General features: G+C 68.6%; 21 protein-coding genes. 12 read left to right on the top strand and 9 right to left on the bottom strand.

The window, feature by feature from the left end; all coding sequences use genetic code 11:
• The first annotated feature begins 203 nt into the window (after nucleotides 1-203).
• The gene (locus tag ABIE65_RS04945) at nucleotides 204-1,244 is read left to right on the top strand and encodes a hypothetical protein (protein WP_354075988.1); all 1,041 of its coding nucleotides are present in this window, start codon (nucleotides 204-206) and stop codon (nucleotides 1,242-1,244) included.
• A 15-nt stretch (nucleotides 1,245-1,259) separates the two neighbouring features.
• Here ABIE65_RS04945 and ABIE65_RS04950 read toward each other — a convergent pair whose 3' ends face one another.
• Entirely contained in the window at nucleotides 1,260-3,200 is a 1,941-nt protein-coding gene (locus ABIE65_RS04950) for an AsmA family protein (protein WP_354075990.1), read from the bottom strand.
• Between the two features lie 187 nt (nucleotides 3,201-3,387).
• Between ABIE65_RS04950 and ABIE65_RS04955 the strand changes: the two genes are divergently transcribed.
• From ABIE65_RS04955 to ABIE65_RS04975, 5 genes are all read left to right on the top strand, one after another.
• On the top strand, nucleotides 3,388-4,497 hold the full coding sequence (locus ABIE65_RS04955) for a DUF2336 domain-containing protein (protein ID WP_354075992.1): 1,110 nt from the start codon (nucleotides 3,388-3,390) through the stop codon (nucleotides 4,495-4,497).
• Nucleotides 4,498-4,625: 128 nt separating this feature from the next.
• The gene (locus tag ABIE65_RS04960; RefSeq protein ID WP_354075993.1) at nucleotides 4,626-6,065 is read left to right on the top strand and encodes a PAS domain-containing sensor histidine kinase; all 1,440 of its coding nucleotides are present in this window, start codon (nucleotides 4,626-4,628) and stop codon (nucleotides 6,063-6,065) included.
• Nucleotides 6,066-6,085: 20 nt separating this feature from the next.
• A complete protein-coding gene (locus tag ABIE65_RS04965) occupies nucleotides 6,086-6,748 on the top strand; it encodes an HAD-IA family hydrolase (protein ID WP_354075994.1) in 663 nt (220 codons plus the stop codon).
• A 64-nt stretch (nucleotides 6,749-6,812) separates the two neighbouring features.
• Entirely contained in the window at nucleotides 6,813-7,673 is an 861-nt protein-coding gene (locus ABIE65_RS04970; protein ID WP_354075996.1) for an SDR family oxidoreductase, read from the top strand.
• Between the two features lie 236 nt (nucleotides 7,674-7,909).
• Nucleotides 7,910-8,584 carry a hypothetical protein gene (locus ABIE65_RS04975; RefSeq protein WP_354075998.1) on the top strand — a complete coding sequence of 225 codons (675 nt, stop codon included), beginning with the start codon at nucleotides 7,910-7,912 and terminating at the stop codon, nucleotides 8,582-8,584.
• A 21-nt stretch (nucleotides 8,585-8,605) separates the two neighbouring features.
• Here ABIE65_RS04975 and ABIE65_RS04980 read toward each other — a convergent pair whose 3' ends face one another.
• Nucleotides 8,606-9,784 (bottom strand): hypothetical protein, encoded by a 1,179-nt coding sequence (locus ABIE65_RS04980; protein ID WP_354076000.1) that lies wholly within the window; start codon nucleotides 9,782-9,784, stop codon nucleotides 8,606-8,608.
• Nucleotides 9,785-9,952: 168 nt separating this feature from the next.
• Between ABIE65_RS04980 and ABIE65_RS04985 the strand changes: the two genes are divergently transcribed.
• From ABIE65_RS04985 to cimA, 3 genes are read left to right on the top strand one after another with little or no spacing between them, the layout of a single operon-like run.
• Complete coding sequence (locus ABIE65_RS04985; RefSeq protein ID WP_354076002.1) at nucleotides 9,953-11,998, top strand: bifunctional aldolase/short-chain dehydrogenase; 2,046 nt, start codon at nucleotides 9,953-9,955, stop codon at nucleotides 11,996-11,998.
• 45 nt (nucleotides 11,999-12,043) lie between these two features.
• Nucleotides 12,044-12,982 carry a DMT family transporter gene (locus ABIE65_RS04990; protein WP_354076003.1) on the top strand — a complete coding sequence of 313 codons (939 nt, stop codon included), beginning with the start codon at nucleotides 12,044-12,046 and terminating at the stop codon, nucleotides 12,980-12,982.
• Nucleotides 12,979-14,571: a citramalate synthase gene (gene cimA / locus ABIE65_RS04995; protein ID WP_354076005.1), complete on the top strand. Its 1,593-nt coding sequence runs from the start codon at nucleotides 12,979-12,981 to the stop codon at nucleotides 14,569-14,571. Before ABIE65_RS04990 ends, cimA begins: the two co-directional genes overlap by 4 nt.
• A 10-nt stretch (nucleotides 14,572-14,581) precedes the next feature.
• Here cimA and lipP1 read toward each other — a convergent pair whose 3' ends face one another.
• The gene (gene lipP1, locus ABIE65_RS05000; RefSeq protein WP_354076007.1) at nucleotides 14,582-15,517 is read right to left on the bottom strand and encodes a LipP1 family hormone-sensitive lipase; all 936 of its coding nucleotides are present in this window, start codon (nucleotides 15,515-15,517) and stop codon (nucleotides 14,582-14,584) included.
• A 126-nt stretch (nucleotides 15,518-15,643) separates the two neighbouring features.
• On the opposite strand from lipP1, the gene ABIE65_RS05005 reads away from it, so the two are divergent.
• Entirely contained in the window at nucleotides 15,644-16,330 is a 687-nt protein-coding gene (locus tag ABIE65_RS05005; protein WP_354076009.1) for an ABC transporter substrate-binding protein, read from the top strand.
• 27 nt (nucleotides 16,331-16,357) lie between these two features.
• Here ABIE65_RS05005 and ABIE65_RS05010 read toward each other — a convergent pair whose 3' ends face one another.
• The 3 genes from ABIE65_RS05010 to ABIE65_RS05020 all read right to left on the bottom strand — a co-directional run bounded on the left by ABIE65_RS05010 (nucleotide 16,358) and on the right by ABIE65_RS05020 (nucleotide 19,037).
• Nucleotides 16,358-16,588 carry a DUF4170 domain-containing protein gene (locus tag ABIE65_RS05010; protein WP_354076011.1) on the bottom strand — a complete coding sequence of 77 codons (231 nt, stop codon included), beginning with the start codon at nucleotides 16,586-16,588 and terminating at the stop codon, nucleotides 16,358-16,360.
• A gap of 86 nt (nucleotides 16,589-16,674) precedes the next feature.
• Nucleotides 16,675-17,532 (bottom strand): universal stress protein, encoded by an 858-nt coding sequence (locus ABIE65_RS05015; RefSeq protein WP_354076012.1) that lies wholly within the window; start codon nucleotides 17,530-17,532, stop codon nucleotides 16,675-16,677.
• Between the two features lie 14 nt (nucleotides 17,533-17,546).
• On the bottom strand, nucleotides 17,547-19,037 hold the full coding sequence (locus ABIE65_RS05020) for a SulP family inorganic anion transporter (protein ID WP_354076014.1): 1,491 nt from the start codon (nucleotides 19,035-19,037) through the stop codon (nucleotides 17,547-17,549).
• A 371-nt stretch (nucleotides 19,038-19,408) separates the two neighbouring features.
• Between ABIE65_RS05020 and ABIE65_RS05025 the strand changes: the two genes are divergently transcribed.
• Nucleotides 19,409-19,783: a TraR/DksA family transcriptional regulator gene (locus ABIE65_RS05025; RefSeq protein WP_354076015.1), complete on the top strand. Its 375-nt coding sequence runs from the start codon at nucleotides 19,409-19,411 to the stop codon at nucleotides 19,781-19,783.
• Entirely contained in the window at nucleotides 19,753-21,015 is a 1,263-nt protein-coding gene (locus ABIE65_RS05030; protein ID WP_354076016.1) for an MFS transporter, read from the top strand. Before ABIE65_RS05025 ends, ABIE65_RS05030 begins: the two co-directional genes overlap by 31 nt.
• Before the next feature lie 69 nt (nucleotides 21,016-21,084).
• Here ABIE65_RS05030 and ABIE65_RS05035 read toward each other — a convergent pair whose 3' ends face one another.
• The 3 genes from ABIE65_RS05035 to ABIE65_RS05045 all read right to left on the bottom strand — a co-directional run bounded on the left by ABIE65_RS05035 (nucleotide 21,085) and on the right by ABIE65_RS05045 (nucleotide 21,919).
• The gene (locus ABIE65_RS05035; RefSeq protein WP_354076018.1) at nucleotides 21,085-21,411 is read right to left on the bottom strand and encodes a hypothetical protein; all 327 of its coding nucleotides are present in this window, start codon (nucleotides 21,409-21,411) and stop codon (nucleotides 21,085-21,087) included.
• Between the two features lie 119 nt (nucleotides 21,412-21,530).
• Nucleotides 21,531-21,686: a hypothetical protein gene (locus ABIE65_RS05040; protein WP_354076019.1), complete on the bottom strand. Its 156-nt coding sequence runs from the start codon at nucleotides 21,684-21,686 to the stop codon at nucleotides 21,531-21,533.
• Between the two features lie 86 nt (nucleotides 21,687-21,772).
• Entirely contained in the window at nucleotides 21,773-21,919 is a 147-nt protein-coding gene (locus tag ABIE65_RS05045; RefSeq protein ID WP_354076021.1) for a hypothetical protein, read from the bottom strand.
• Nucleotides 21,920-21,965 lie beyond the last annotated feature (46 nt).

Consider the following 21,965-nt stretch of genomic DNA (forward strand, 5'->3'; position numbering starts at 1 on the left):
CCCTCTCGGCCTAACACCCGGTTAAGAGCTTCCTGCTTGCAAACGGCCTGGAGACTGGTAAGTCCGTGCCGGGGGCTTCGTTGTACAAGGGCCGCCCCATGCGGAGACGTCGCGGTGCCGAAGCGCCCGCCAGCGATCACGTCGCGCCTCGTATCCTCTTCAATGCCTTGCCGAGAGCCGTCGTCAGGCCTCTCGTCGCCGCGATGGCGGCAGCCGCCGTTTCGGCGTGCACGGCGCTCGGCCCCTCGGTCGTGCAGCGGGACCAGCCGCACTATGCGGATGCGTTGAGCGAGGCGTCGAAGCAGCAGCTGCTGCTGAATATTGTCAAGCTGCGCTACCTCGATGCACCGGCGCTGATCTCGGTCAGCCAGATCGTCGCCGGCTACAGCCGGTCGGGAAGCGTCACCCTGGGCAGCCAGGTGCTGAGCGACAATCTAAATCTGGCCGACGACATCGCCGTCGGCGGAAGCGCCAGCTTCCTGGAGAGTCCGACCGCCACCTATGTCCCGATCAAGGGCGCGGACTATGCGCGCGTGCTGCTGACGCCGGTGTCGCCGAGCGACCTGTTCGCACTGGTCGATGGCGGCGCACCGGCCGAGGTCGCGCTGACGCTGGCGTTGGGAACGATCAACGGGCTGGTCAACCGGCAGGTCGGGGCCAACAACGCGGTGCGCGACGTCGAGCCGGAGTTCAGCGAAGCGATGGGCCTGCTGGCGGGCTTGATCGCCGAACGCGAGATCGGCTTCCGTTTCGATCCCGGCGGGGAAGGCCTGCGCAGCGTGACGCTGCTGATCCGCGACGATCCGACAAGTGCCACGGTACCGCGGATCCAGCGGTTGCTGAAGCTCTTGAGGCTGAAGCCGGAATCGCGCGTCGTGCCGGTGCGCTACGGCTTCGGCCGCGGGGCCGGCGAGGAGATCGTCGTCGACACCCGCTCGTTCCTGCAGATCCTGTCGAACCTCTCGGCCGACGTGCAGCCGCCGGAGGGACATATCGAAGCGGGTCTGACGGTGGCCGTCGATACCGCGCCCACCATCGGATCGATCCGGATCCTCTCCTCGTTCCGGCCGCTCGTGCCGCCGTCGGAGAGCTACGTATCGGCGGCCTATCGCGGCAACTGGTTCTGGATCGCCGAGGACGACCTGCGGTCGAAGCGCGTTTTCTCGGTGCTGCTGATGCTGCTGAGCCTGTTCGAGCGCACCGGGCCGGCCGCTACGCCGGTGATCGCCATTCCGACGCGGTGAGAGCGGCCCTGCCGGTCATTCGCCCTTCCGGCCGGCCCGCGCGAGCAACCCGCCGCAATCGCTGTCTTCCCCGAGGCCGAGTTCGAGGAAAGGGATGATCGCGGCGAGCGGCGTGAGCAGAACCCCCAGGGCGACCGCCGCCGCACCGCGCGCGATGAGGCCGGAGGGGTCGATGCCGACCGACGGATCGGCGAAGGTGCCGCCCACGGTGATGGGCGTGCGTCCGGCGAAGGGGCTGGGGTCCTTCGGGTGCGCCAGCGCCCTCACGTTCAGCGCCTCCGTCTTGAGATCGATGGTGGCGTCCGCCTCGACGAGCGTGTCGCTGGTGTCGATCACGAAGGCCCTGGAGGTCAGCGTGCCGTCCTTCGCCGCGAAGTCCGCAACGATGCAGCGGATCTCGACGGCATTGTCGGAGCCGAACAGCGGCACCGCTTCCGCCACGTCGATGCCTGCGAGTTCCATGAACAGCCGGCTGAACCGTCCGCCGGCCATGGTGGCCACCACCTCGCCGTCCGCGTTGCCGAGGATCTGGGCGACTGACCTGCCGGAGCCGGCGAGGTCGATCCTGCCGGCGAACCGGCCACCGGTGACCGCCGCGCTCTCTCCGGAGAAGAATTGCTTGAGGTCGAGCTTCTTGAGCGTGAGCCTGGTCGCGACGTGCGGCATGTCCTTGCGGCCGTCGAGGACGACGCTGCCGGCGGCGCTGCCCCTGGCGATGCCGAACTGCAGCGGCTCGACCGTCAGGCGGCCGTCCCGCAGCTTGACCTGCATGTCGAGGCTGTCGATCGGCAGGGCGGGATAGCGGATCCGCTTGCCGCGGAAGCGCACGTCCATGTCGGCGGCCCGCAGGCGGGCGAGATCGACGGGGGTGTCGGGCAGCACCCGGCCCGGCTTCGCACGCCGCGCCTGCTTCGCCGGCTTCTTCCTGTCGGCTTCGGGATCGGCACCGACAAAGCCCGCCAGATCCGCGAAGTCGAGTCGTTCGGAGACGACGTTCGCTTCGATGTACGGACGCTTCTCGCGCGGCGTATAGGCGAGCGTCCCCGACAGGTCGCTGTCGCCCATCTTCCCTTTGAAGTCCTCGAAGCGCCAAGTGTCCTCGGGCTTCACGAGGTGACCGGAAATCGCATAGGCCGGCGTCTCGGGCAGGGGGATCCGGAAGATCGGGAAAAGGTCGGCCATGTCGGCTCCCTCCACCGAAAGGCGGAAGTCCGGCCCGGCGAGCGTCAGTGGATCTGCGGCCGTGCCGACGGCCTTGATCGTCGTCCGGCCGATCTTTGCATACAAGTCAATGAGATATGGGCTATTGCTCTCACGCAGCGCGAGGAGGGAGCCGGCGCGGAGGCGGAGCTTGAACGGCGCCTTGGCGAAGGAACCGTCGCCTTCCAGTCGAACCTCCTCGCTGCCTTCGCCACCCTCGCCGATCGCCGTCGCAACCCTCGCTTCCAGCGCGATCTGATCGGCGGGCGCGGCATATCCGAGGGTGCCGTCGTCGATGCGCAGCCGCCCGATGACCGGAAACTCGGTGCGGTCGTCCGGCACGGTCGCCTCCACCGCCGCCGCACCCGTGGACGGGCCCATCTCCCAGTTGGCCGTTCCGTCCTCGGCGCGTTCCAGACGGATCTCAGGCTTCGTCAGCCGGAGGTGCGGCAGGACGACGCGGCCGCGCAGCAATTCGCTGATCTCGATGTCGAAATCCACCGCCGCGATGCGGACCACGTCGGGATCCTTGGCCCAGTCCGCGTTCGACAGGCGGATGCCTTCGACGCGCACGCTGCTGGTCCAGCCGAGGTCCACCGAGATGTCGCCGTCGATGGCGAAGTTTCGGCCCGTCGCCTCGCTTCCGGCCGCTGCGACGCGGTCCTTGAACCAGTTCCAGTCCCAGACCAGAACGACCACGACGATCGCCGCGGCCAGACAGGCGAAGACGATACCGACCCACTTCACGATACGCATACCGCACCTCGCACCTGCCGTGCCTGAATGCCGGCGGGAGCGGCGCAGTTCCAGAAGCGAGGCCGCACCGGAAAGCCGCAAGCTCTCTGTGACTTAGGTCTTGCGGATTAACCAGTAGTTCAAAGATCGGGCGGAGAGTGCATCCACGTTCGAAGACTCTCGTCCCAACGGCAGGAAGCCGGCGGCCATGTCAGAAGAAAGGATCGACCTGCGCGCGCTGATCGCGCTTGCTGCGGACAGTTCCAAGGAGAGTCGGCAATCCCTCGTGGCCGTCATCGCCGATCTGTTCGCCGAAAGGGGTGCAACCCTGTCGGACCGCGAGCGCTCCCTGATGACCGAGATCCTGGCGCGGCTGATCGAGGACTTCGAGCGCGAGATCCGGCGCGACCTCGCCCAGCGCTTCGCGGACAACCCGCACGTGCCGAACGACCTGATCGTCATGCTCGCGAACGACGAGATCATCGTCGCCGAGCCCATTCTCCGGCGTTCCTCCGTGCTGCGCGACGAAGAGCTGATCGGCATCATCCGCCATCGGACGGTCGAGCATCAGATTGCGATCGCACAGCGCGGGACGGTGAGCGCGCGGGTATCCGCGGCGCTCGCCGAGACGGCCAACGAGGACGTCGTCCGGGTGTTGCTGGAAAATGCCGACGCCGAGATCTCGGCGTCGACCCTGCAGTTCCTGGTGGAGGAGTCGCAGCGCGTCGACTCGTTCCAGGAGCCGCTTCTGAAGCGCCAGGAACTGCCGGTCGAACTGGCGAAACGGATGTATTTCTGGGTTTCCGCGGCGCTGCGCGAGCATGTGATCCGCAACTTCGACATCGATCCCGCCGCCCTGGACGACAAGCTCGAGGCCGTCGTGCGCGCCCGCGCCGAGCAGCAGGTGCATCGGCATCGCACCGCCGGGCAGAACCTGGCGTCACGGCTCGCGCAGACCGGCATGGTCGATCCCGAGATGCTGGAACGAACGCTTCGGCAGGGACAGGTGGCGCTTTTCGAGACGCTGCTCGCCCGGTTGGCGGCATTGCCCGAGACACGCATCCGCGCCGTGGTTCTTGACCCGAGTGGGCGCATGCTCGCCATCGTTTGCCGTGCGGTCGACATGGCCAAGGACAAGTTCGCCTCGATCTACCTTTTGATGCGTCAGGCCGGCGGCACAGGTATCCGCAATCCCACCGATCTGAGCCGTATACTCAAATTTTATGATTCAATAGATCATAAGGATGCGCTAAAGGTGATAGTGCTGTGGCGACGCAGCCCGGATTACCTGAACGCCATCGAGCGGCTGGGGGCCTAGTGGTCGACGGTATCGGGAGCGTGGCGCGTGGCCCCGGGGGGGTGCCTCGCAAAGCGTTCCGCTCAAACGCCGGTACGCCGGCGACCGAAGGGCTGTTTGAGCATGACGGCATTCTGCCGCCGCAAGTCGTGAGCGGGCTCTGGCAGGCCGAGACCGATGGAAATGCTCCGGTCTATCTCGCCGACGGTGCCGGTCAACTCATCTACGCCAACGATGCCTACAGCCGCATAGCGCCCTTTCTGGAGCGAGCGGGGCGTCACCCGACGGTAGACGAGGTCGCGACGGCCGTCGAAGCCCTGCGCCGGCCGCTCCGCCAGGACCACATACTCGAGATCGACGGGCGGTTCGAGTGCTACGTCTCCGAACGCATGGTCGTGCAGGATCCGCAGGGCCGTCCGTTCGCCGTGCTCGGTCGCTTCGTCGCGTCCGACGAGATCAAGCGGCTCGAGGGCGCGCTCACCCTCGCCGAGGATCGTCTGGACGACATTACCCGGCTCGTCTCCGACTGGGTGTGGGAGACGGATGCCGATCTCAAGCTGACCTTCGTCTCGCACCGGGTGATCGAGCGCCTCGGCCTGCACCCGCGTGAGTTCGTCGGCCGGCCGCTGTTCGATATCGCGACCGACGCGCCGGCGAACCGGACGAGAGCCGATGCGGTGAGCCGCCGCCGGCCTTTCCGGGATGCGCCGGTCGAGATGCGGCACCGGGACGCCAGCCGCCGCAGCTTCCTGCTCAGCGCCGTCCCGGTCTTCGAAAGCGACACCGGCAAGTTCACCGGCTATCGCGGCACGGCGCACGACGTCACCGAGCGCGAGGCGCGCAAGGCGGCGCTGATCCAGGCGGTCGTGGACGCCGAGGCGGCCAACCGTGCCAAGACCGAGTTCCTAGCCAATATGAGCCACGAGCTCCGGACCCCGCTGAACGCCATCATGGGCTTCTCGGAGGTCATGTCGCTCGAGGTGCTGGGTCCCATCGGCCAGCCGCGCTATCGCGAGTATGCCGAGGACATCCTGACGAGTTCGCGGCATCTGCTGCGGCTGATCAACGACATCCTCGACATCGCGAAGATCGAGGCCGGCAAGCTCGACGTCGACGAAACCGCGATCGATGTCGGCGAACTGCTCGCGGACGCCCATCGCTTCGTGGAGAAGACCGGGGAACGCGCCGGACTGACCGTGGTCGTGACGACCCCGGACGTGCCGAAGGTGCGGGCCGACGAACGCCGGCTGAAGCAGATCCTGCTGAACCTGCTGTCGAACGCGATCAAGTTCACCCCATCGGGCGGCATGGTCGGGCTCGCCGCCAACGAGACGGACGACGGTGGCATCGCCTTCGTCGTGACCGATACCGGTATCGGCATCGCACCCGACGAGATCGAGCGGGCCATGGCGCCGTTCAGCCAGGTGGAGACGGGGTTGGCGCGGCGCTACGACGGTACCGGCCTGGGACTGCCCCTGTCCAAGGCCCTGGCCGAACTGCACGGCGGATCGCTGACGCTCGAGAGCCAGCCCGGCGTCGGCACCACGGTCACGGTGCGCCTGCCGCCGGAGCGCGTTCTGCGCCGTTGAGCGACCTTCCGGGCCGACGCATGCAACCCCTTCGCGGCGACGTGATCGACGCGCGCGGTCTTCTGTTCGACATGGACGGCACGCTGGTCGATTCCGTCGCAGCCGTGGAGCGCACATGGCGTGGCTGGGCGGCCCTGCACTGCCTCGACCCCGCGCCCATCCTGGCGGTGGCGCACGGCCGGCGGGGGATCGATACCGTGCACATGTTCGCACCCGAAGGTGTCGACTTCGAGGTCGAGGCGTCGCGGCTCGCCGAGGTCGAACGGGAGCAGACTGAGGGCATTCGCGCGGTGCCCGGCGCCGGGCCGCTGCTGCGCTCGCTGCCGCCCGGCAGTTGGGCCGTGGTGACCTCGGCCGATCGCGCGCTGGCGGTATCGCGCCTCACGCTGGCGGGCCTGCCGATACCGGACCTCCTGATCACCGCCGAGGATGTGACGGCGGGCAAGCCGGACCCGCAGGGCTATCGCCTCGCCGCGCGGCGGCTCGGTCTGGCCGCAGGAGACTGCATCGTGTTCGAAGACGCGCCGGCGGGGATCGCCGCGGGCCGCGCCAGCGGCGCCAGGCTGGTGGTCGTCGCGACGACGCTGCCGAAGGCGCAACTGGTGGACGCGGCGTGGATCGGCGACTTCTCGGGGGTTTCGGTCTCCCTACACGCCGGGAGGCTGCGCGTCCACTTCACATGAGCGCGCGGTTTGGCCGAGCGCAGCGCCGCCCTATCTTCGTCGGCGACGCAGAGGGAGGTGCGCGGTGCAGGACAAGATCGTGATGGTGACCGGCGGTACCGCCGGCATCGGCCTGGTGACGGCACGCGAGCTGGCCGCCCAGGGAGCGACGGTCATCCTCGTCGGTCGCGACGAGGCCCGGGGCGAGCGCGCCGCCGGCGAGATCCGCCGCGCCACGTCGAACAGCCGGGTCGGCTTCAAGCGGGCGGACCTGTCTCGACAGTCCGAGGTTCGCCGGCTGGCGCGCGACTTCGCCGAGGCGCATCCGCGGCTGGACGTCCTGGTCAACAATGCCGGCGCCATCTTCAACGAGCGCCGCGTTTCCGCCGACGGCATCGAGATGACGCTGGCGCTCAACCACCTGAACTATTTCCTGCTGACGCACCTGATGCTCGACCGGCTGCAGGCGGCGCCGGCCGGACGGATCGTCAACGTCGCGTCGCGGGCGCACCAAGGCGCATCGATCGACTTCGCCGACCTGCAGATGGAAAGCGGCTACAGCGGATGGCGCGCCTATCAGCGCTCCAAGCTGATGAACATCATGTTCACCTACGAGCTGGCGCGCCGGCTCGGCCCTGGGGGCGTGACGGTGAACGCGCTGCATCCCGGGTTCGTGGCCTCGAGCTTTGGCATGAACAACGGCCTGCTTTTCCGGGCGGCTCTGCGCTTGGCGATGACGGTCAGCGCCATCGACGTCGACAAGGGCGCCGAGACCTCGGTCTACCTCGCGCAGTCGCCCGACGTGGCGGGCGTTACCGGGCGATACTTCGTGAAGCGGCGCGAGGCCCATTCGTCGGCAGCGTCGCAGGACCAGGCGGCGCAGGCGAGGCTCTGGGAGGAGAGCCTGCGGCTGTGCGGAATGAGCGAAGGGACTGCCACGCTGTAGAGCAGCCGCCGGATCGGCGTGGAACGTCTGCCAGTCCGACCCTGAAGCGCACGATATTACCGTCTTGTTCGCTTTTTCGGATCAGATCTGGCAATGCGTTCAAGACGGCCCCCATAGACTTCAAGCGGCGGTACGCGGGCCGCTTACGGCGGCGGCAGGAGCGACCCCATTGTCGCGCGCCAGGCCGCTGCGCTCTGGCGCGACCATGGTTCTCCGCCGCTTTCAACCTGCTGGTCGTGATCGCTGCGGCGCTGGTGCTGCACGGAAACGTGGCAGGTCCGGTGCTGTTCGGCTGGCTGGGCGTCGCCGGCGCGGTCTTCCTCGCGCGGGTCACCTCCTGGGTGGTCATGGCGCGTTGCCGCGCGAGCCCGCGCACGCGGCTGCACGTACTCGCGGTGGGCTTCTCCATGGCCGGCGGAGCCTGGGGCCTCTTGCCGGTACTGATGATCGGCGAGGCAGGTCAGGAGCAGTTCATCTTCGTCGGCTTCGTCATCGCGGGCCTCACCGCGGCGGCGTTGGCGTCGCTCTGCTGGCATCTGCCGGCGTTCTTCGGATTTCTGGCGGGTGCGACCCTGCCGCTGGCAGGCGCCCGCCTTCTCGTCGGGGGCAGCGACTTCCTCGCCATGGGCACGACGATCCTGCTCTATTTCATCCTGCTCTGCCTGACGGGCTACCGATACGCGGCGACGATCCTGGAGACGCTGGATCTGCAGTCCGCCGTTCGAGACGCCCTGCACAGGCTCGACGAAACGCGGGCCGAACTGGAGCGGGCCAAGCGGCACAAGTGGAGGGTGACACCGATCCTGCCCTTGGCGGCCGAACCTGCCCGGCCGGCGGAGCCGGACAGCGGAGAAACGGCCGTCGGATTCGAGGCGGCAGGCCGCGCGGCGACCTCGCCGTCGCGGCGATAGGCTGCCGACAGGCGGGGCGGCCTAGGGGTTGATCCGGTAGTCCAGGGCGGTCTGGCTGTTCAGGACGGTGTCCATGTTGGACAGGAGCTGGCCGAACTGGGCGAAGCTGAGCATGCCGTGATTGCTGCGCGACAGCGACCTGTCGAAGATGTTGCGGCAGTGGTTCATGCACATGCAGCAGTAGCCGAGCACCCAGTAGCGGGCGTTCGCCGTGACGAGGAAGTCGCGGAACGGCAGCGGGTCGTTGCCGTCGACCAGGGTGCGGTAGGCGAAGTCGTAATTGTGCAGCACCTGCTTCACCTTGGACACCGCGTTGCGGAGCTTGCGCTCCACGGTGGCCTTGAACATCTCGTGCTGGTCACGGTGGATCATGTGCAGGTGCATGTCGTAGGGCACCGCTTCCCGGGTCCCGAGCCAATGCAGGATGTCGCGGATCTTCTCCAGGCCGCGCTCGAACTGCATCTGGTAGAAGGTGATGCCCTTCCAGGCGATGAAGACCGGACCGGCCTGCCGCCGCTCCAGCCGCAGGGCCTCGGTGAAGAGCGAGGCCTCGGGCAGGCCCGGGTTCCAGATGGCCTGGACGAACTTCTCGCACTTGTCGCGGATCTCGGTGGGGCCGAGGTCGAGGGCGCGGCCGACGACCGGCATGATCCGCTGGGTGATCATGGTCTTGATGATCACCTCCTCCTCGCGCGCCAGGCGCAGGAAGACGGGCGGGATCGCGATCTTGTACTGGTCGAAGGTGGCCTTGAGCAGGAAGGGATCCAGCGACGGGATCTCGTCGATGATCTTCAGCTTCACGATGTCGGCGTTGCTCGGCGAGAGCACGTCGTCGATCTCGATGCCGATATGCTCGCGGATCAGGTCGGGATAATTCCGCTGACGCATGTAGATGGCGTAGCCGCCGCGCTCGGGCGCCTCCAGCATCTGCGGCACGTAGATCGCCGTCTCGATCGGACGGCAGATCGACAGCCACTTGTTCTGGGTCGCGTAGTCGACCTCGCTGTCGTTCTCCAGTTCGTACTCGAAGCGCGGGTACTTGAAGATGACCGACTGGTTGAGCGCGCTGTTGTCGAAGAACTGCGCGCCGTCGTCCCGCGCGCCATGCCGCAGCAGGTTCAATGCGACGCCGCCCCCACCATGCAGGATCTGGTGGAGCAGGGGCGAGCGATAGGTTCGCTTGTCCAGCGCGGCCGGCATCCAGTCCTTACCTCCGGTGGGCGTAAAGCCTGATAGATCGCGCGAAATGGTTGAGATTGCATTGACCCGCGCCGGTATCTGCACGAGCCTGCGCCCGCCCGCTTGCCATGGCCGCCCGGACCCATCATCTGCGGGCGGACTTCCGGGCGGATGGATCGGGAACTTGCGATGAAGAGTCAGTGGTCGGACGATGCGGCGCGTGCCGCGACGGACCGGTGGGTGCAGCAGGGCTGGAACGAGGACGTGGCGCTGCGCGTCTACACGACGCGGCTGCTCGGCGGCGATCCGCGGCTGGTACTGCACGGCGGCGGCAACACCTCGGTGAAGACCCGGGTCGACGACATCACCGGCGAATCGGTCGACGTGCTCTGCGTGAAGGGCTCCGGCTGGGACATGGCGGTGATCGAGCCGCCGGGCCTGCCGGCCGTGAAGCTCGACCCGCTGAAGCGGCTGATCGAACTGCCGGCGCTGCCCGACGAGGAGATGGTGGCGCTGCAGCGCCGCAACCTGCTCGATCCCGGCGCGCCGAACCCGTCGGTCGAGACGCTGCTGCATGCCTTCCTGCCGCACAAGTTCATCGACCACACGCATGCGAATGCCGTGCTGGCCCTGACCGACCAGGCGAACGGCGAGGAGCTGGCGCGCGAGGTCTATGGCGACCGCGTCGCCATCGTGCCCTACGTCATGCCCGGCTTCGACATGGCGAAGCAGGCCTCGGCGATCTTCGCGGAGACGCCGGACGTCGACGGCCTCGTGCTGCTGAAGCACGGCATCTTCTCGTTCGGACCGGATGCGCGGCATGCCTATGAACTGATGATCGAGCTGGTATCGCTCGCCGAGGCGCGGCTGGCGAAGGGTGAGCGGCACAGCGTGCGGGTCGGTGCACTGCCGGCGAATATCGCGTCGCCCGCCGAGGTCGCTCCGATCCTGCGCGGCTTGCTGGCGCGGCCCGTGGACACGCGCGAAGGCCTGTGGAAGCGCTTCGTGCTGGAGCACCGGACGACCGACGCCATTCGCGACTATACGGACGGCCTCGACCTCGACCGCTATTCCCAGGCCGGCACGATCACGCCCGACCACGTCATTCGCACCAAGGCCTGGCCGCTGCTACTGCCGACGCCCGAGGCGGGCAGGCTGGACGAATTCGCCGCCCAGGCGAAGGCCGGGTTCGCCGCGTTCGAGGCGAAGTGCGCCGATTATTTCGAGCGCAACAACCGCCGCTTCGGCGGCGCCAAGACCGAGCTGGACCGGGCGCCGCGCGTCATCCTGATCCCGGGCCTGGGGGCCTTTGTGGCCGGCGAGAGCGCCAAGGCGGCGGCCATCGCCGGCGACCTGACCGAGGCGGCGGCCGAGGTGATCCCGACCGCCGAGGCGATCGGCCGCTTCGAAAGCATTTCCGAGGCCGACCTGTTCGACGTCGAATACTGGTCGCTGGAGCAGGCGAAGCTGGGCAAGGGAGTCGAGAAGCCGCTCGCCCGCCACATCGTGGCGATCACCGGCGGCGCCGGCGGCATCGGCCGCGCCACGGCGGCGGCCTTCAAGGCGCAGGGCGCCGAGGTGGCGCTGCTCGACATCGACCCAGCCGAGGCCGCGCGGGCGCTCGGTGCCTTCGGCGTCGCCTGCGACGTGACCGACCCGGCGGCGGTGCAGACGGCGTTCGACGCGGTCTGCGCACGCTTCGGCGGCGTCGACATCCTGGTGTCGAACGCGGGGGCGGCATGGCAGGGCCGGATGGGCGACGTGTCCGACGCCGACCTGCGCGCCAGCTTCGAGCTGAACTTCTTCGCCCACCAGCACGTCGCCAAGGCGGCGGTTGCGGTCATGCTGAAGCAGGGCACCGGCGGGATGCTGCTGTTCAACGCTTCCAAGCAGGCGCTGAACCCGGGGCCGAACTTCGGCCCCTACGGCCTGCCCAAGGCGGCGACGTTGGCGCTGATGCGGCAGTATGCGCTGGACTACGGTGCCGACGGGATCACGGCCAATGCGGTCAATGCCGACCGCATCCGCAGCGGCCTGCTGACCGACGAGATGATCGCCAGCCGGTCGAAGGCGCGCGGCCTGTCCGAGACGGACTATATGAGCGGCAACCTGCTCGGACGCGAGGTGACGGCCAGGGACGTCGGCGAGGCGTTCGTCGCGCTGGCGCTCGCGCGCAAGACGACCGGTGCGGTGCTGACCGTCGACGGCGGCAACATTGCGGCGGCGGTGAGATAGACCATGTCCGCCTCCGCCGCTCCGGCCGGGGCGGGGAGGGCGGAAATGAACAGAGACGGCAAGAATGCCGCCTGGTTGCTGCTGAGCCTCGCGGCGCTGTGCTGGGCCGGCAATTACGTGGTCGGGCGCGGTTCGCGCGGCGAGATCGGCCCGGTGACCCTGGCCTTCTGGCGCGACGGGCTGGCGTTCCTGTGCGCGCTGCCGTTCGCGTGGCGGGAGCTGGTCCGCCACCGCGGCACGCTGCTGCGTGAATGGCCGCGCATCCTGCTGCTCGGCGCGATCGGGGTCGGCGGCTATCACATCTGCGTCTACAAGGGGCTCGCCGGGACCGAGGCGCTGAACGCCGCGGTGATGCTGTCGGCCATGCCGATCACCATCGCCATCGGCTCGTGGCTCTTCCTGGGCCAGAGGATCGCGGCGCTGCAGGGCTTCGGCATGGCGCTGTCGCTGATCGGCGTCGGCGCCGTCGTGCTGCGCGGCGACCCGATGGCGCTGCTGACGCTGAGCTTCAACGAGGGCGACCTCTGGATGCTGCTCGCGGTGCCGCTCTGGGCGGCCTACACGGTGATCCTGCAGCATCGGCCGATCCGCGTGCCGTCCTTCGCGCTGCTGACGGCGACGCTGGGTGCCGGCGTGCTCGCCATCTCACCGATCTATGCCTGGGCGGCGTGGTCGGGCGAGCCGATGGCCGGCAGCCCGTCGGCCTTCGCGGCGCTCGCCTATGTGGCGATCTTCGCGACGCTGGTGGGCTATTGGTGCTGGAACCTGGGCCTGGAGCGGATGGATGCGGCGCGCGCCGGATCTTTCATCCACCTGACGCCGGTGTTCGCGGCTATCCTGGCGATCCTCCTGCTGGGCGAGCGGCTGGAGGCCTATCATCTGGTTGCGGCCGTCCTCGTTTTCGGGGGCGTGCTGCTGGCGGGGCGTGCGAAACGGGTGCCGAGCGGCACGGCCACCGCCGCGAAACGGGAAGCGGTTTCATGAGTGAACGGATCTGGCTCTTCGATACGACCCTGCGCGACGGCAATCAGACGCAGGGGGTGGACTTCAGCGTCGGCGACAAGACGGCGATCGCCCACGAACTGGACAAGCTCGGCATCGACTATGTCGAGGGCGGCTGGCCGGGCGCCAATCCGACCGACGACGGCTTCTTCGCCGATCCGCCGTCGCTGCCGCGGGCGAAGCTGACGGCGTTCGGCATGACGCGGCGATCGGGCCGCAGCGCCTCGAACGATCCCGGCCTCGCGGTCACGCTGCGTTCCAAGGTCGAGACGATCTGCCTGGTCGGCAAGACGCACGACTATCACGCCGAGGTGGCGCTGGGCGTCAGCCTGGACGAGAACGTCGCGATGATCGCCGACAGCATCGGCGAGGTGGTACGCCGCGGGAAGGAGGCGATCTTCGACTGCGAGCACTTCTTCGACGGCTATCGCGCCAATCCGGACTATGCGCTGCAATGCGCCAAGGCCGCCTTCGACGCCGGCGCGCGCTGGGTGGTGCTGTGCGACACCAACGGCGGCGCCCTGCCGGACGAGGTGGAGCGCGTGGTGTCGACGGTGATCGAGCACATTCCCGGCGACCGGCTCGGCATCCACACGCACAACGATACGGAGAACGCCGTCGCCAACACGCTGGCCGCGGTGCGCGCCGGCGTCCGCCACGTCCAGGGCACCCTGAACGGCCTTGGCGAGCGCTGCGGCAACGCCAATCTCGTGTCGATCATCCCGACGCTGATGCTGAAGATGGGGTTCGAGACCGGCGTGACGCGGGAGGGGCTGAAGCGCCTCGTGCATGTCAGCCGCGCGCTCGACGAGCGGCTCAACCGACCGTCGAACCGCCATGCCGCCTATGTCGGCGCCTCGGCCTTCGCCCACAAGGCGGGCCTGCATGTCTCCGCGGTGGAGAAGGACCCGGCCTGCTACGAGCACATCGAGCCCGGCCTCGTCGGCAACCGGCGCCTGATCCTGGTGTCGGACCAGTCGGGCCGCTCGAACATCCTGGCGCAGTTCCGCGAGATCGGCATCGAGGTCGACGGCGACGACGACAAGGTCCGCCGCCTCGTCGACATCGTGAAGGAGCGCGAGTTCCAGGGCTATGCCTATGACGGCGCCGAGGCGTCGTTCGAACTGCTGGCGCGGCGGACGCTGGGCACGGTGCCGGAGTATTTCCGGCTGAACAGCTTCCGCGTCATCGACGAGCGCCGCTACAACGCGGCTGGCGAACTGGTCACCATGTCCGAGGCGACGGTGAAGGTCGAGGTCGGCGGCGAGCAGGTGATGACGGTGGCCGAGGGCAACGGCCCGGTGAACGCGCTCGACTTCGCGCTACGCAAGGCGCTCGAGCCGGCCTATCCGGCGCTCGTCGGCGTCAAGCTGACGGACTACAAGGTCCGCATTCTGACGCCGGGCGACGGCACGGCGGCGTTGACGCGGGTGATGATCGAGAGCGCCGACCCGGCGGGCGAGCGGTGGGTCACCGTCGGCGTCTCCGGCAACATCATCAACGCCAGCTACGAGGCCCTGCACGACGCGCTGGTGCACCGGCTGCACAGCACGGCGCGCGCCGCGGCCTGATGCTGCGCCGCTAGAGGTTCGTGCGCAGCCACTTCGCGGCGGCGTCCAGGGCCTCGGCCGACTGGGCAATGATGCGGCCCATAGTCAGGAAGCCGTGGATCTGGCCGGTGTAGCGTCGGGTCGTGACCGGCACGCCCGCCTCGACCAAGCGCCTGGCATAGGTCTCGCCCTCGTCGCGCAACGGGTCGAAGCCGGCGGTGATCACGTAGGCCGTCGGCAGGCCGGCGAGATCGTCCGCCCGGAGCGGCGAGGCGCGCCAGTCGGCCTCGTCGCCGGCCGTCAGGTACTGCGCCTGGAACCAGCGCATCGCGGCGTGGGTCAGCAGGTGCCCCTCGCCGAACAGCCGGTGGGACTCGGTGTCCATCGCGAAGTCGGTGGCCGGGTAGAACAGCATCTGCGCGCCGACGGCGACGCCGCCCGCGTCCCGCTCGTGCAGCGTTACCACGGCCGCGAGATTGCCCCCGGCGCTGTCGCCGGCGACGGCGAGACGGGCCGGATCGATGCCGAGTTCGGCGGCGTTGCCGGCGACCCAGCGCGTGGCGGCGACCGCGTCGTCGACGGCGGCCGGAAACTTGTGCTCCGGCCCCATCCGGTAGTCCACCGACACCACGGCACAGCCCGAGCGTGCCGCGAGGTGACGGCAGACGCCGTCATGGCTGTCGATGTCGCCGAGCACCCAGCCGCCGCCGTGGAAATAGATCAGGACGGGCAGGCTTTCTCCCGCCGTGGCGCCGTCGGGACGGTAGAGGCGCAGGGGCACGGTGCCGCCCGGGCGGGGCGCCGAAAGGTCGCGGGTCTCGGCGACGGCCAACGGCTCCGGCTGCAATGCGCGCCGACCCTCGCGGTAGAGCTGTCGGGCGGTGTCGGCGTCCACGGTCTCGTATGGGGGCTTGCCGGCCTTTCGGGCCATTTCCAACAGGCGCGCCGCGTCCGGGTCCAGCGTCATCTCTCGGTCTCCGCATCGTCGATGCCGCCACCATAGGATCGATGGGCGGGGGCGGTCCATGACCCGACGGGGGCACGCTCCAGGGTCGAGACGGCGCTCCGGGGGTGCCTTGACCGGTGCAGCGATATGGCTGGACCATGGCGGCGGCCGCCGACGCGTCCGCGCCGAGGGCTGCCCCCCGACGGCTTCTACCACACGACCCAGGTCGCGCTGGTCGCGATCGCCTACAACACCAAGCTGGTGAAGCCGGAGGATGCGCCGAAGAACTGGTCCGACCTGCTCGACCCGAAATGGAAGAACCAGGTCTCGGTCAGCCATCCGGGCTTCAGCGGTCGCGTCGGCAACTGGGTCGTGGCCATGCGCAAGCTCTACGGCTGGGCGTATTTCGAGAAGCTGGAGAAGAACAAGCCGCAGATCGGCCGCTCGATCGTCGACACGGTCACCATGCTCAACGCGGGCGAGCGCATGGTTTCCGCCAGCTCGGTCAACAGCGTCCGGCCGAGCATCGCGCGCGGCAACCCGCTGGCGATCGTCTACCCGACCGACGGCGCGCTGCTGATGGAGGATCCGTCGGCCATACTGGCGAACACGAAGAACCCGAACGCCGCGAAGCTCTTCATGGAGTTCCTCCTGGGCGTCGAGAAGTCGCGCATCGCGGTCGCGGCGGCCAGCGAGACGATGCGTCCCGAGGTCGAACTGCCGGCCGACCAGCCGCGGATCGGCGAGGTGAAGACGTTCAAGCTGCCCCTGCAGGAGGTCGTGGACGGCATTCCCGAGGTGACGGAGACGTGCCGGGACCTATCCGGGGTTTGATTGCGCACAGGCCCCACCGCAGGCCCGCTACTCCTGCGGTTCGAGCAGCCGGTGCAGGTGGACGATGAAGTAACGCATGTGCGCATTGTCCACCGTCGCCTGCGCCTTGGCACGCCAGGCCGCTTCGGCCGTCGCATAGTTCGGGAAGACCCCGACGATATCGAGGTTCTTCAGGTCCGCGAACTCCACCTTGTCGGCCGACTTCAGCTCGCCACCGAATACCAGGTGGAGAAGCTGTGCCTTGGGCGAACCCTCCATTACGTCCTCCTTCGCAGCCGTTGCACCATGCCGCGGGCGCGCACGATCCGTGCCCGCTCCGCCAATCCTCGGCCCCTGGTGGCCATTTAGCGATAGAGCAGCACAGGCACCAGACAGGAGCGCACCATTTCCGTCGTCGTGCTGCCGATGATGAGGCTGCGGATCCGGGAATGGCCGTAGGCGCCCATGACCAGCAGGTCCGCGGACCCGTTTTCCACGGCCTCCGCGATTACCGCGTCCGGTTGCCCGGGGCGCAACTCCGCATCGACGGAGAAGCCGCCGTCGGTCAGCCGCGCGGCGGCCGCATCCAGTCGCTGGCGCGCGGTCCCGTCGTCGGTCTCGCCCGCCATGAGCAGGCGGCATTCCAGCCCGGCGAACAGGCCGCTGCCGACCACGTGGTCGATGGCGCGGGTGATGCTCGGGCCGCCGTCGAAGGCGATGAGGAACCTGCGGATCGGCTTGAAGGCACGCGACGCGACGAGCACCGGCTTGCGGCAGGCCCTCACGACCCGTTCCAGGTTGGAGCCGAGATGCATCTTCGCGAAGTCGGCGGCTTCGCCGCGCTTGCCGATGACGACGAGATCGGCCTGCATCTCGAACTCGTGGACGGCGTCGAGCAGGTCGCCGTGCCGCAGGCGCGTCGCGACGTCCGCCACCCCGGCGTCGATGAGGCGGCGCTTCGCATCCTCCAGCATCAGCCGTCCGCGCCGCTGTGCCAGCCGCGAACGCTGCGCGTCGAGATCCGCCAGTTCCGCCAGCAGCGTGTCGCGGGCATCGACCCCGATGCTGCCGCTGAAATCCGCCGGTGCTCCCGGCACGTCCCGCCGGCCGAGGACGTGCATCAACTCGATGCTGGCGCCGATGCGGGGGGCCGCCCAGCCCGCGTGGTCGCACACGCTCTGCGCGTAGGTCGATCCGTCGATCAGCGCGATCAGTCGGGTCATGGCCCGCTCCCTCCTCAGTGCCCCATGAGGCGTTCGAGCGCCCCGGGCTTATCGTGCACGCCGAGCCTGTCGACGATGGTTTCGCTCGCCTGGTTCATCCCCACGATAGCGACTTCCGCGCCCTCGCGCCGGAACTTCAGCACGGCCATGTCCAGGGCGGCGACGCTGGAGATGTCCCAGATGTGGGCGCGGCTCACGTCGATGGTGACCCTGTCCAGCGCCTCCTTGAAGTCGAACGCGGCGGTGAAGTCGTCGGCGGATGCGAAGAAGAGCTGGCCTTCGACGATATAGGTCCGTTCGGTGCCGTCTTCGGACAGCGACGACGTGACCCGGAAGATCTGCGAGATCTTCCAGGCGAAGAAGATGCCGGACAGCAGCACGCCGACGAGAACCCCGATGGCGAGGTTGTGGCTGACGACCACGACGACGACGGTGGCCAGCATCACGACGCTGGAACTGCGCGGGTGGGTGCGCAGGTTGGCGAGCGACGCCCAGCTGAACGTGCCGATCGAGACCATGATCATGATGGCGACCAGGGCCGCCATCGGGATCAGCTTCACCCATTCGCCGACGACGACGATCAGGAACAGCAGGAACACGCCGGCGCAGAAGCAGGAGAGCCGCCCGCGGCCGCCCGACTTCACGTTGATGATCGACTGGCCGATCATGGCGCAGCCCGCCATGCCGCCGATGAAGCCGGTGCCGATGTTGGCGAGGCCCTGGCCCACGCACTCGCGGTTCTTGTCGCTCGGCGTGTCCGTGAGGTCGTCGACGATGGAGGCCGTCATCAGCGATTCGAGCAGGCCCACCGCCGCCACCGCGGCGGAATAGGGCAGGACGATCAGGAAGGTTTCCAGGTTCAGAGGGATATCGGGCAGCAGGAAGACCGGCAGGGTCGAGGGCAGCTCGCCCATGTCGCCGACGGTCCGCAGGTCGAAGCCGAAGCCGAGGGACAGCGCCGTGAGCACGACGATGCAGACGAGCGGTGACGGCACCGCGGTCGTCAGCCGGGGGAATAGGTAGATGATCGCGAGTCCGCCCGCGACCATGGCGTAGGTCAGCCAGGGCACGCCGATCAGTTCCGGCAGCTGCGCCATGAAGATCAGGATGGCGAGCGCGTTGACGAAACCCGTCATGACCGAGCGGGAGACGAAGCGCATCACGTAGCCGAGGCGCAGCAGCCCGGCCCCGACCTGGAGCACGCCGGCGAGGACCGTGGCGGCGAGGAGATATTGCAGGCCGTGGTCGCGCACGAGCGTGACCATCAGCACGGCGGTGGCCGCGGTCGCTGCGGAGATCATGCCGGGCCGACCGCCCGCGATGGCGACGATCACCGCGATGGAGAAGGAGGCGTAGAGGCCGACCTTGGGGTCGACGCCGGCGATGATCGAGAAGGCGATCGCCTCGGGAATGAGCGCGAGCGCCACGACGAGCCCGGCGAGGACGTCACCGCGGATGTTGCCCAGCCATTCGGACCGCAGGCGCGAAAGAAAATCGGTGTTCAATCGATGGCTCCAATTCGAGGCACTCGCTGAAAAGGCGAGGAAATGCCGTAATGCTCTTCGGAAACGGCTGTGGCGCGAACCGCAACCGGCCTCGTCCGCACGCTCGGCGTGGGCGCGGCGATCGGGACGAACCGTCTCGCCGCCGCCGATGGCGGTCGGGCCGTGCCGGCAACAAGCGTGCCGTTCCGGCGCACAGCAGGAAAATGCTGCATCGCAGCACCCTCCTTCTAGCCTGTCCTTCCGGGCCGGGGCAACCCCTCCGCCGCCCGCCTTTGCCGGCCCCCTCTGGCGATCGCGGGGGCGCCGCGGGACCGGTGGCGGCAGCCGCGTCGATGGCCTAGCCTCGGCGACGGCGTCGGCCGTGCCGGCCGGTGCCCGATCCCGGAACGGTCGAGGCGATGATGACCCCTGAGGAACTGCTGACCTTCAAGCGGGCGCTGGAGGAGCGGCGCGCGGCGCTCCGGGAGCTCTCGACCGGCTCGGCCGACGCCCGGAAGGAGGTCGAACTCGATCAGCAGCGTGTCGGCCGCCTCTCGCGCATGGACGCCATGCAGCAGCAGGCGATGGCCCAGGAGACGCAGCGCCGGCGCGAGGGCGAACTGTCGCGTATCGACGCGGCACTGGGCCGCCTGGAAAGCGGCGACTACGGCTATTGCGTCTCGTGCGACGAGCCGATCGATCCGAAGCGGCTGAGGCTGGATCCTTCGATCCCGGTGTGCCTGAACTGTGCCGGAGCCGGACGATAGTCTCCGGGCGGAACGGCGCCCTGGCCGGATATGCCGCGTTCGTCGTCCGGAATGCCCGCCTGCTCGGGTTCGGCTTCCTGCTCGCCTTCTGCTCGAGCTTTGGCCAGACCTTCTATATCGGCCTGTTCAGCGGCGAGATCCGCGGCGCGTTCGGCCTGACCAACAGCACCTTCGGCGCCCTGTATTCCGCGGCCACGCTGTGCAGCGCGCTCCTGCTGCCGGTGGCTGGCGGCTGGGTCGACAGAATGCCGCTGCGGCGCTACAGCCTCGCGGTCTGCGGCGGACTGGCGGTCGGAACGCTGCTCATGGCGGGGGCGGGCGGCGGTGCGATGCTGTTTCTCGCGCTGCTCGTCCTGCGGCTCTGCGGCCAGGGGCTGATGAGCAACACGGCACTTACCACGATGGCTCGCGCCTTCCGCTATGGCCGCGGCAAGGCCTTGAGCTTCGCCGCACTCGGCTTCGCGGCGGGCGAGGCGGTCTTCCCTGCGGCGGCGATCGCGGCGCTGGCGTCGGCGGAGTGGCGAACGGTCTGGGGAGCGAGCGGCGCACTCCTGTTCGTCCTCCTTCTCCCGGCGGTGGCCTGGCTGCTCTCCGGCGGTCGTTCCACCGCCGGAGAGACGGAGCAGACGGCGACGCGACCGGCGGGAGGCGGCTGGGATCGCAGGGCGGTGCTGACGGATCCCTTCTTCTATCCCTTGCTCCTGGTCCTGCTGGCGCCGTCCTTCTTCATCACCGGCTTCTTCTTCCATCAGGCAGCGGTGGCGGCCGCGAAAGGGTGGAGTCTGGGGCTGGTCGCGACGGGGTTCATGCTCTACGCCGCGACCAAGGTCGTCGTCGCCTTCGCTGCAGGGGCGGCGGTCGACCGCTTCGGCGCATTGGCCTGTGCCGTTCCGGTGACGCCGCTGCTGGGGTTGGCCTACCTGCTGCTCGCGGCGGGGGACGCCGACGCGGTCGTGCTGGGCTACATGGGGCTCATAGCCGCAGGTCACGGGGTGTCGGTTCCCGTGGCGAGCGCGCTCTGGGTGGAGATCTACGGCACGGCCCACATCGGCGCCGTTCGTGCGATGGTCGCGGCGCTCGGCGTGTTCGCGAGTGCCCTGTCGCCCGTCGCCATGGGCCTGCTGATCGACATCGGCGTCAGCGTGCCGGCGATGGCCTTCGGGAGTGCAGCCTACTGCGCCGCCGCCGGCCTGCTCATGACGCTGCTCGCCCGTCTGTTGCGCCGGCGCTGACGTTGGCCCGCCCCCCGGACGCCGGCGCGGAGATGGACCGTCAGTTGAAGCCCGTCGGTTTCGCCTCGTTCAGTCGATGCATTGATTGACCTGAGGCGAACAGGCCTGGGCACGCAGCAGGTCCGGGGAGGTGCGGTACTCGGCCGTGGCGGGCCGTCCGTCGACTAGCACGACGACCGTCTCGCACCGGTCGTCCGACGCCGCCGCGGCTGCGCCGGCCGGCAGAATGTCTGTGGCGACCGGGGCGCTGTAGTAGAAATACTCGACCGCGCCGCGCCGCTCGGCGTGCTCCGGCGCGCCAGCGCAGGAAAGAAGCTCCGCCCTGGAGTGGACGTCCTGACCGGCCTGGACCGGGAATGCGATCGCCATGACGGCGATGGCCGGCAGTATCAGCATGCGTAGCATTGATGCCTCTGATGGTCGCGTCCGGGAAAGCACTGTCCGCTTAACGTCCGGCGCGGCTGAGGGTTCAATGCGCATCACCGCACGCGGCGAATGACGGTGTTGCGGTGAGATTACCGTCCGGCCGGGGGGGTGCCGGGCTTGCCCGTCTCGAAACCGGGCGGCCGGTCCGGCGCCGCCTGCTGCGGGCCGCCCGCTCGACCGGCAAGATAGGCGAGTCCGAGACAGACGAGGATCGCCGCGACGATGATCGTGGGCTTCAGGTGCATGTTTGCATGGATGCGGGGGCGCGCGACGCCTGTCAACTCAACAGAACGGTGGCCCGAACGGCGTGCGGCGGCAGGGTTCGACGCCGCTACGGCCTCTCGCCCGGGGTCCCGGTCCGATAGCCGGCCGGCCGATCCGGTTCCGCCGGCTGCGGCCCGGGCTCCTGCCAAGCCATGTATCCGAGGAGGATGGCGAGCAGGGCCCCGACGATGATGATCGCGGGAGGTGCCTTCATGCCGCCTATCAGGTGGGAGGCCGGCCGGTTTTCAAGCCGGAGCGTC

The sequence above is a fragment of the Constrictibacter sp. MBR-5 genome (assembly GCF_040549485.1).
Classification (GTDB): domain Bacteria; phylum Pseudomonadota; class Alphaproteobacteria; order JAJUGE01; family JAJUGE01; genus Constrictibacter.

Excerpts from the sequence above, each read along its gene's own strand:
- ABIE65_RS04945 (WP_354075988.1), top strand. The coding sequence starts at position 204 with ATGGCGGCAGCCGCCGTTTCGGCGTGCACGGCGCTCGGCCCCTCGGTC.
- ABIE65_RS04950 (WP_354075990.1), bottom strand. The coding sequence starts at position 3,200 with ATGCGTATCGTGAAGTGGGTCGGTATCGTCTTCGCCTGTCTGGCCGCG.
- ABIE65_RS04955 (WP_354075992.1), top strand. The coding sequence starts at position 3,388 with ATGTCAGAAGAAAGGATCGACCTGCGCGCGCTGATCGCGCTTGCTGCG.
- ABIE65_RS04965 (WP_354075994.1), top strand. The coding sequence starts at position 6,086 with ATGCAACCCCTTCGCGGCGACGTGATCGACGCGCGCGGTCTTCTGTTC.
- ABIE65_RS04980 (WP_354076000.1), bottom strand. The coding sequence starts at position 9,784 with ATGCCGGCCGCGCTGGACAAGCGAACCTATCGCTCGCCCCTGCTCCAC.
- ABIE65_RS04985 (WP_354076002.1), top strand. The coding sequence starts at position 9,953 with ATGAAGAGTCAGTGGTCGGACGATGCGGCGCGTGCCGCGACGGACCGG.
- ABIE65_RS04990 (WP_354076003.1), top strand. The coding sequence starts at position 12,044 with ATGAACAGAGACGGCAAGAATGCCGCCTGGTTGCTGCTGAGCCTCGCG.
- cimA (WP_354076005.1), top strand. The coding sequence starts at position 12,979 with ATGAGTGAACGGATCTGGCTCTTCGATACGACCCTGCGCGACGGCAAT.
- lipP1 (WP_354076007.1), bottom strand. The coding sequence starts at position 15,517 with ATGACGCTGGACCCGGACGCGGCGCGCCTGTTGGAAATGGCCCGAAAG.
- ABIE65_RS05005 (WP_354076009.1), top strand. The coding sequence starts at position 15,644 with ATGGCTGGACCATGGCGGCGGCCGCCGACGCGTCCGCGCCGAGGGCTG.
- ABIE65_RS05010 (WP_354076011.1), bottom strand. The coding sequence starts at position 16,588 with ATGGAGGGTTCGCCCAAGGCACAGCTTCTCCACCTGGTATTCGGTGGC.
- ABIE65_RS05015 (WP_354076012.1), bottom strand. The coding sequence starts at position 17,532 with ATGACCCGACTGATCGCGCTGATCGACGGATCGACCTACGCGCAGAGC.
- ABIE65_RS05035 (WP_354076018.1), bottom strand. The coding sequence starts at position 21,411 with ATGCTGATACTGCCGGCCATCGCCGTCATGGCGATCGCATTCCCGGTC.
- ABIE65_RS05040 (WP_354076019.1), bottom strand. The coding sequence starts at position 21,686 with ATGCACCTGAAGCCCACGATCATCGTCGCGGCGATCCTCGTCTGTCTC.
- ABIE65_RS05045 (WP_354076021.1), bottom strand. The coding sequence starts at position 21,919 with ATGAAGGCACCTCCCGCGATCATCATCGTCGGGGCCCTGCTCGCCATC.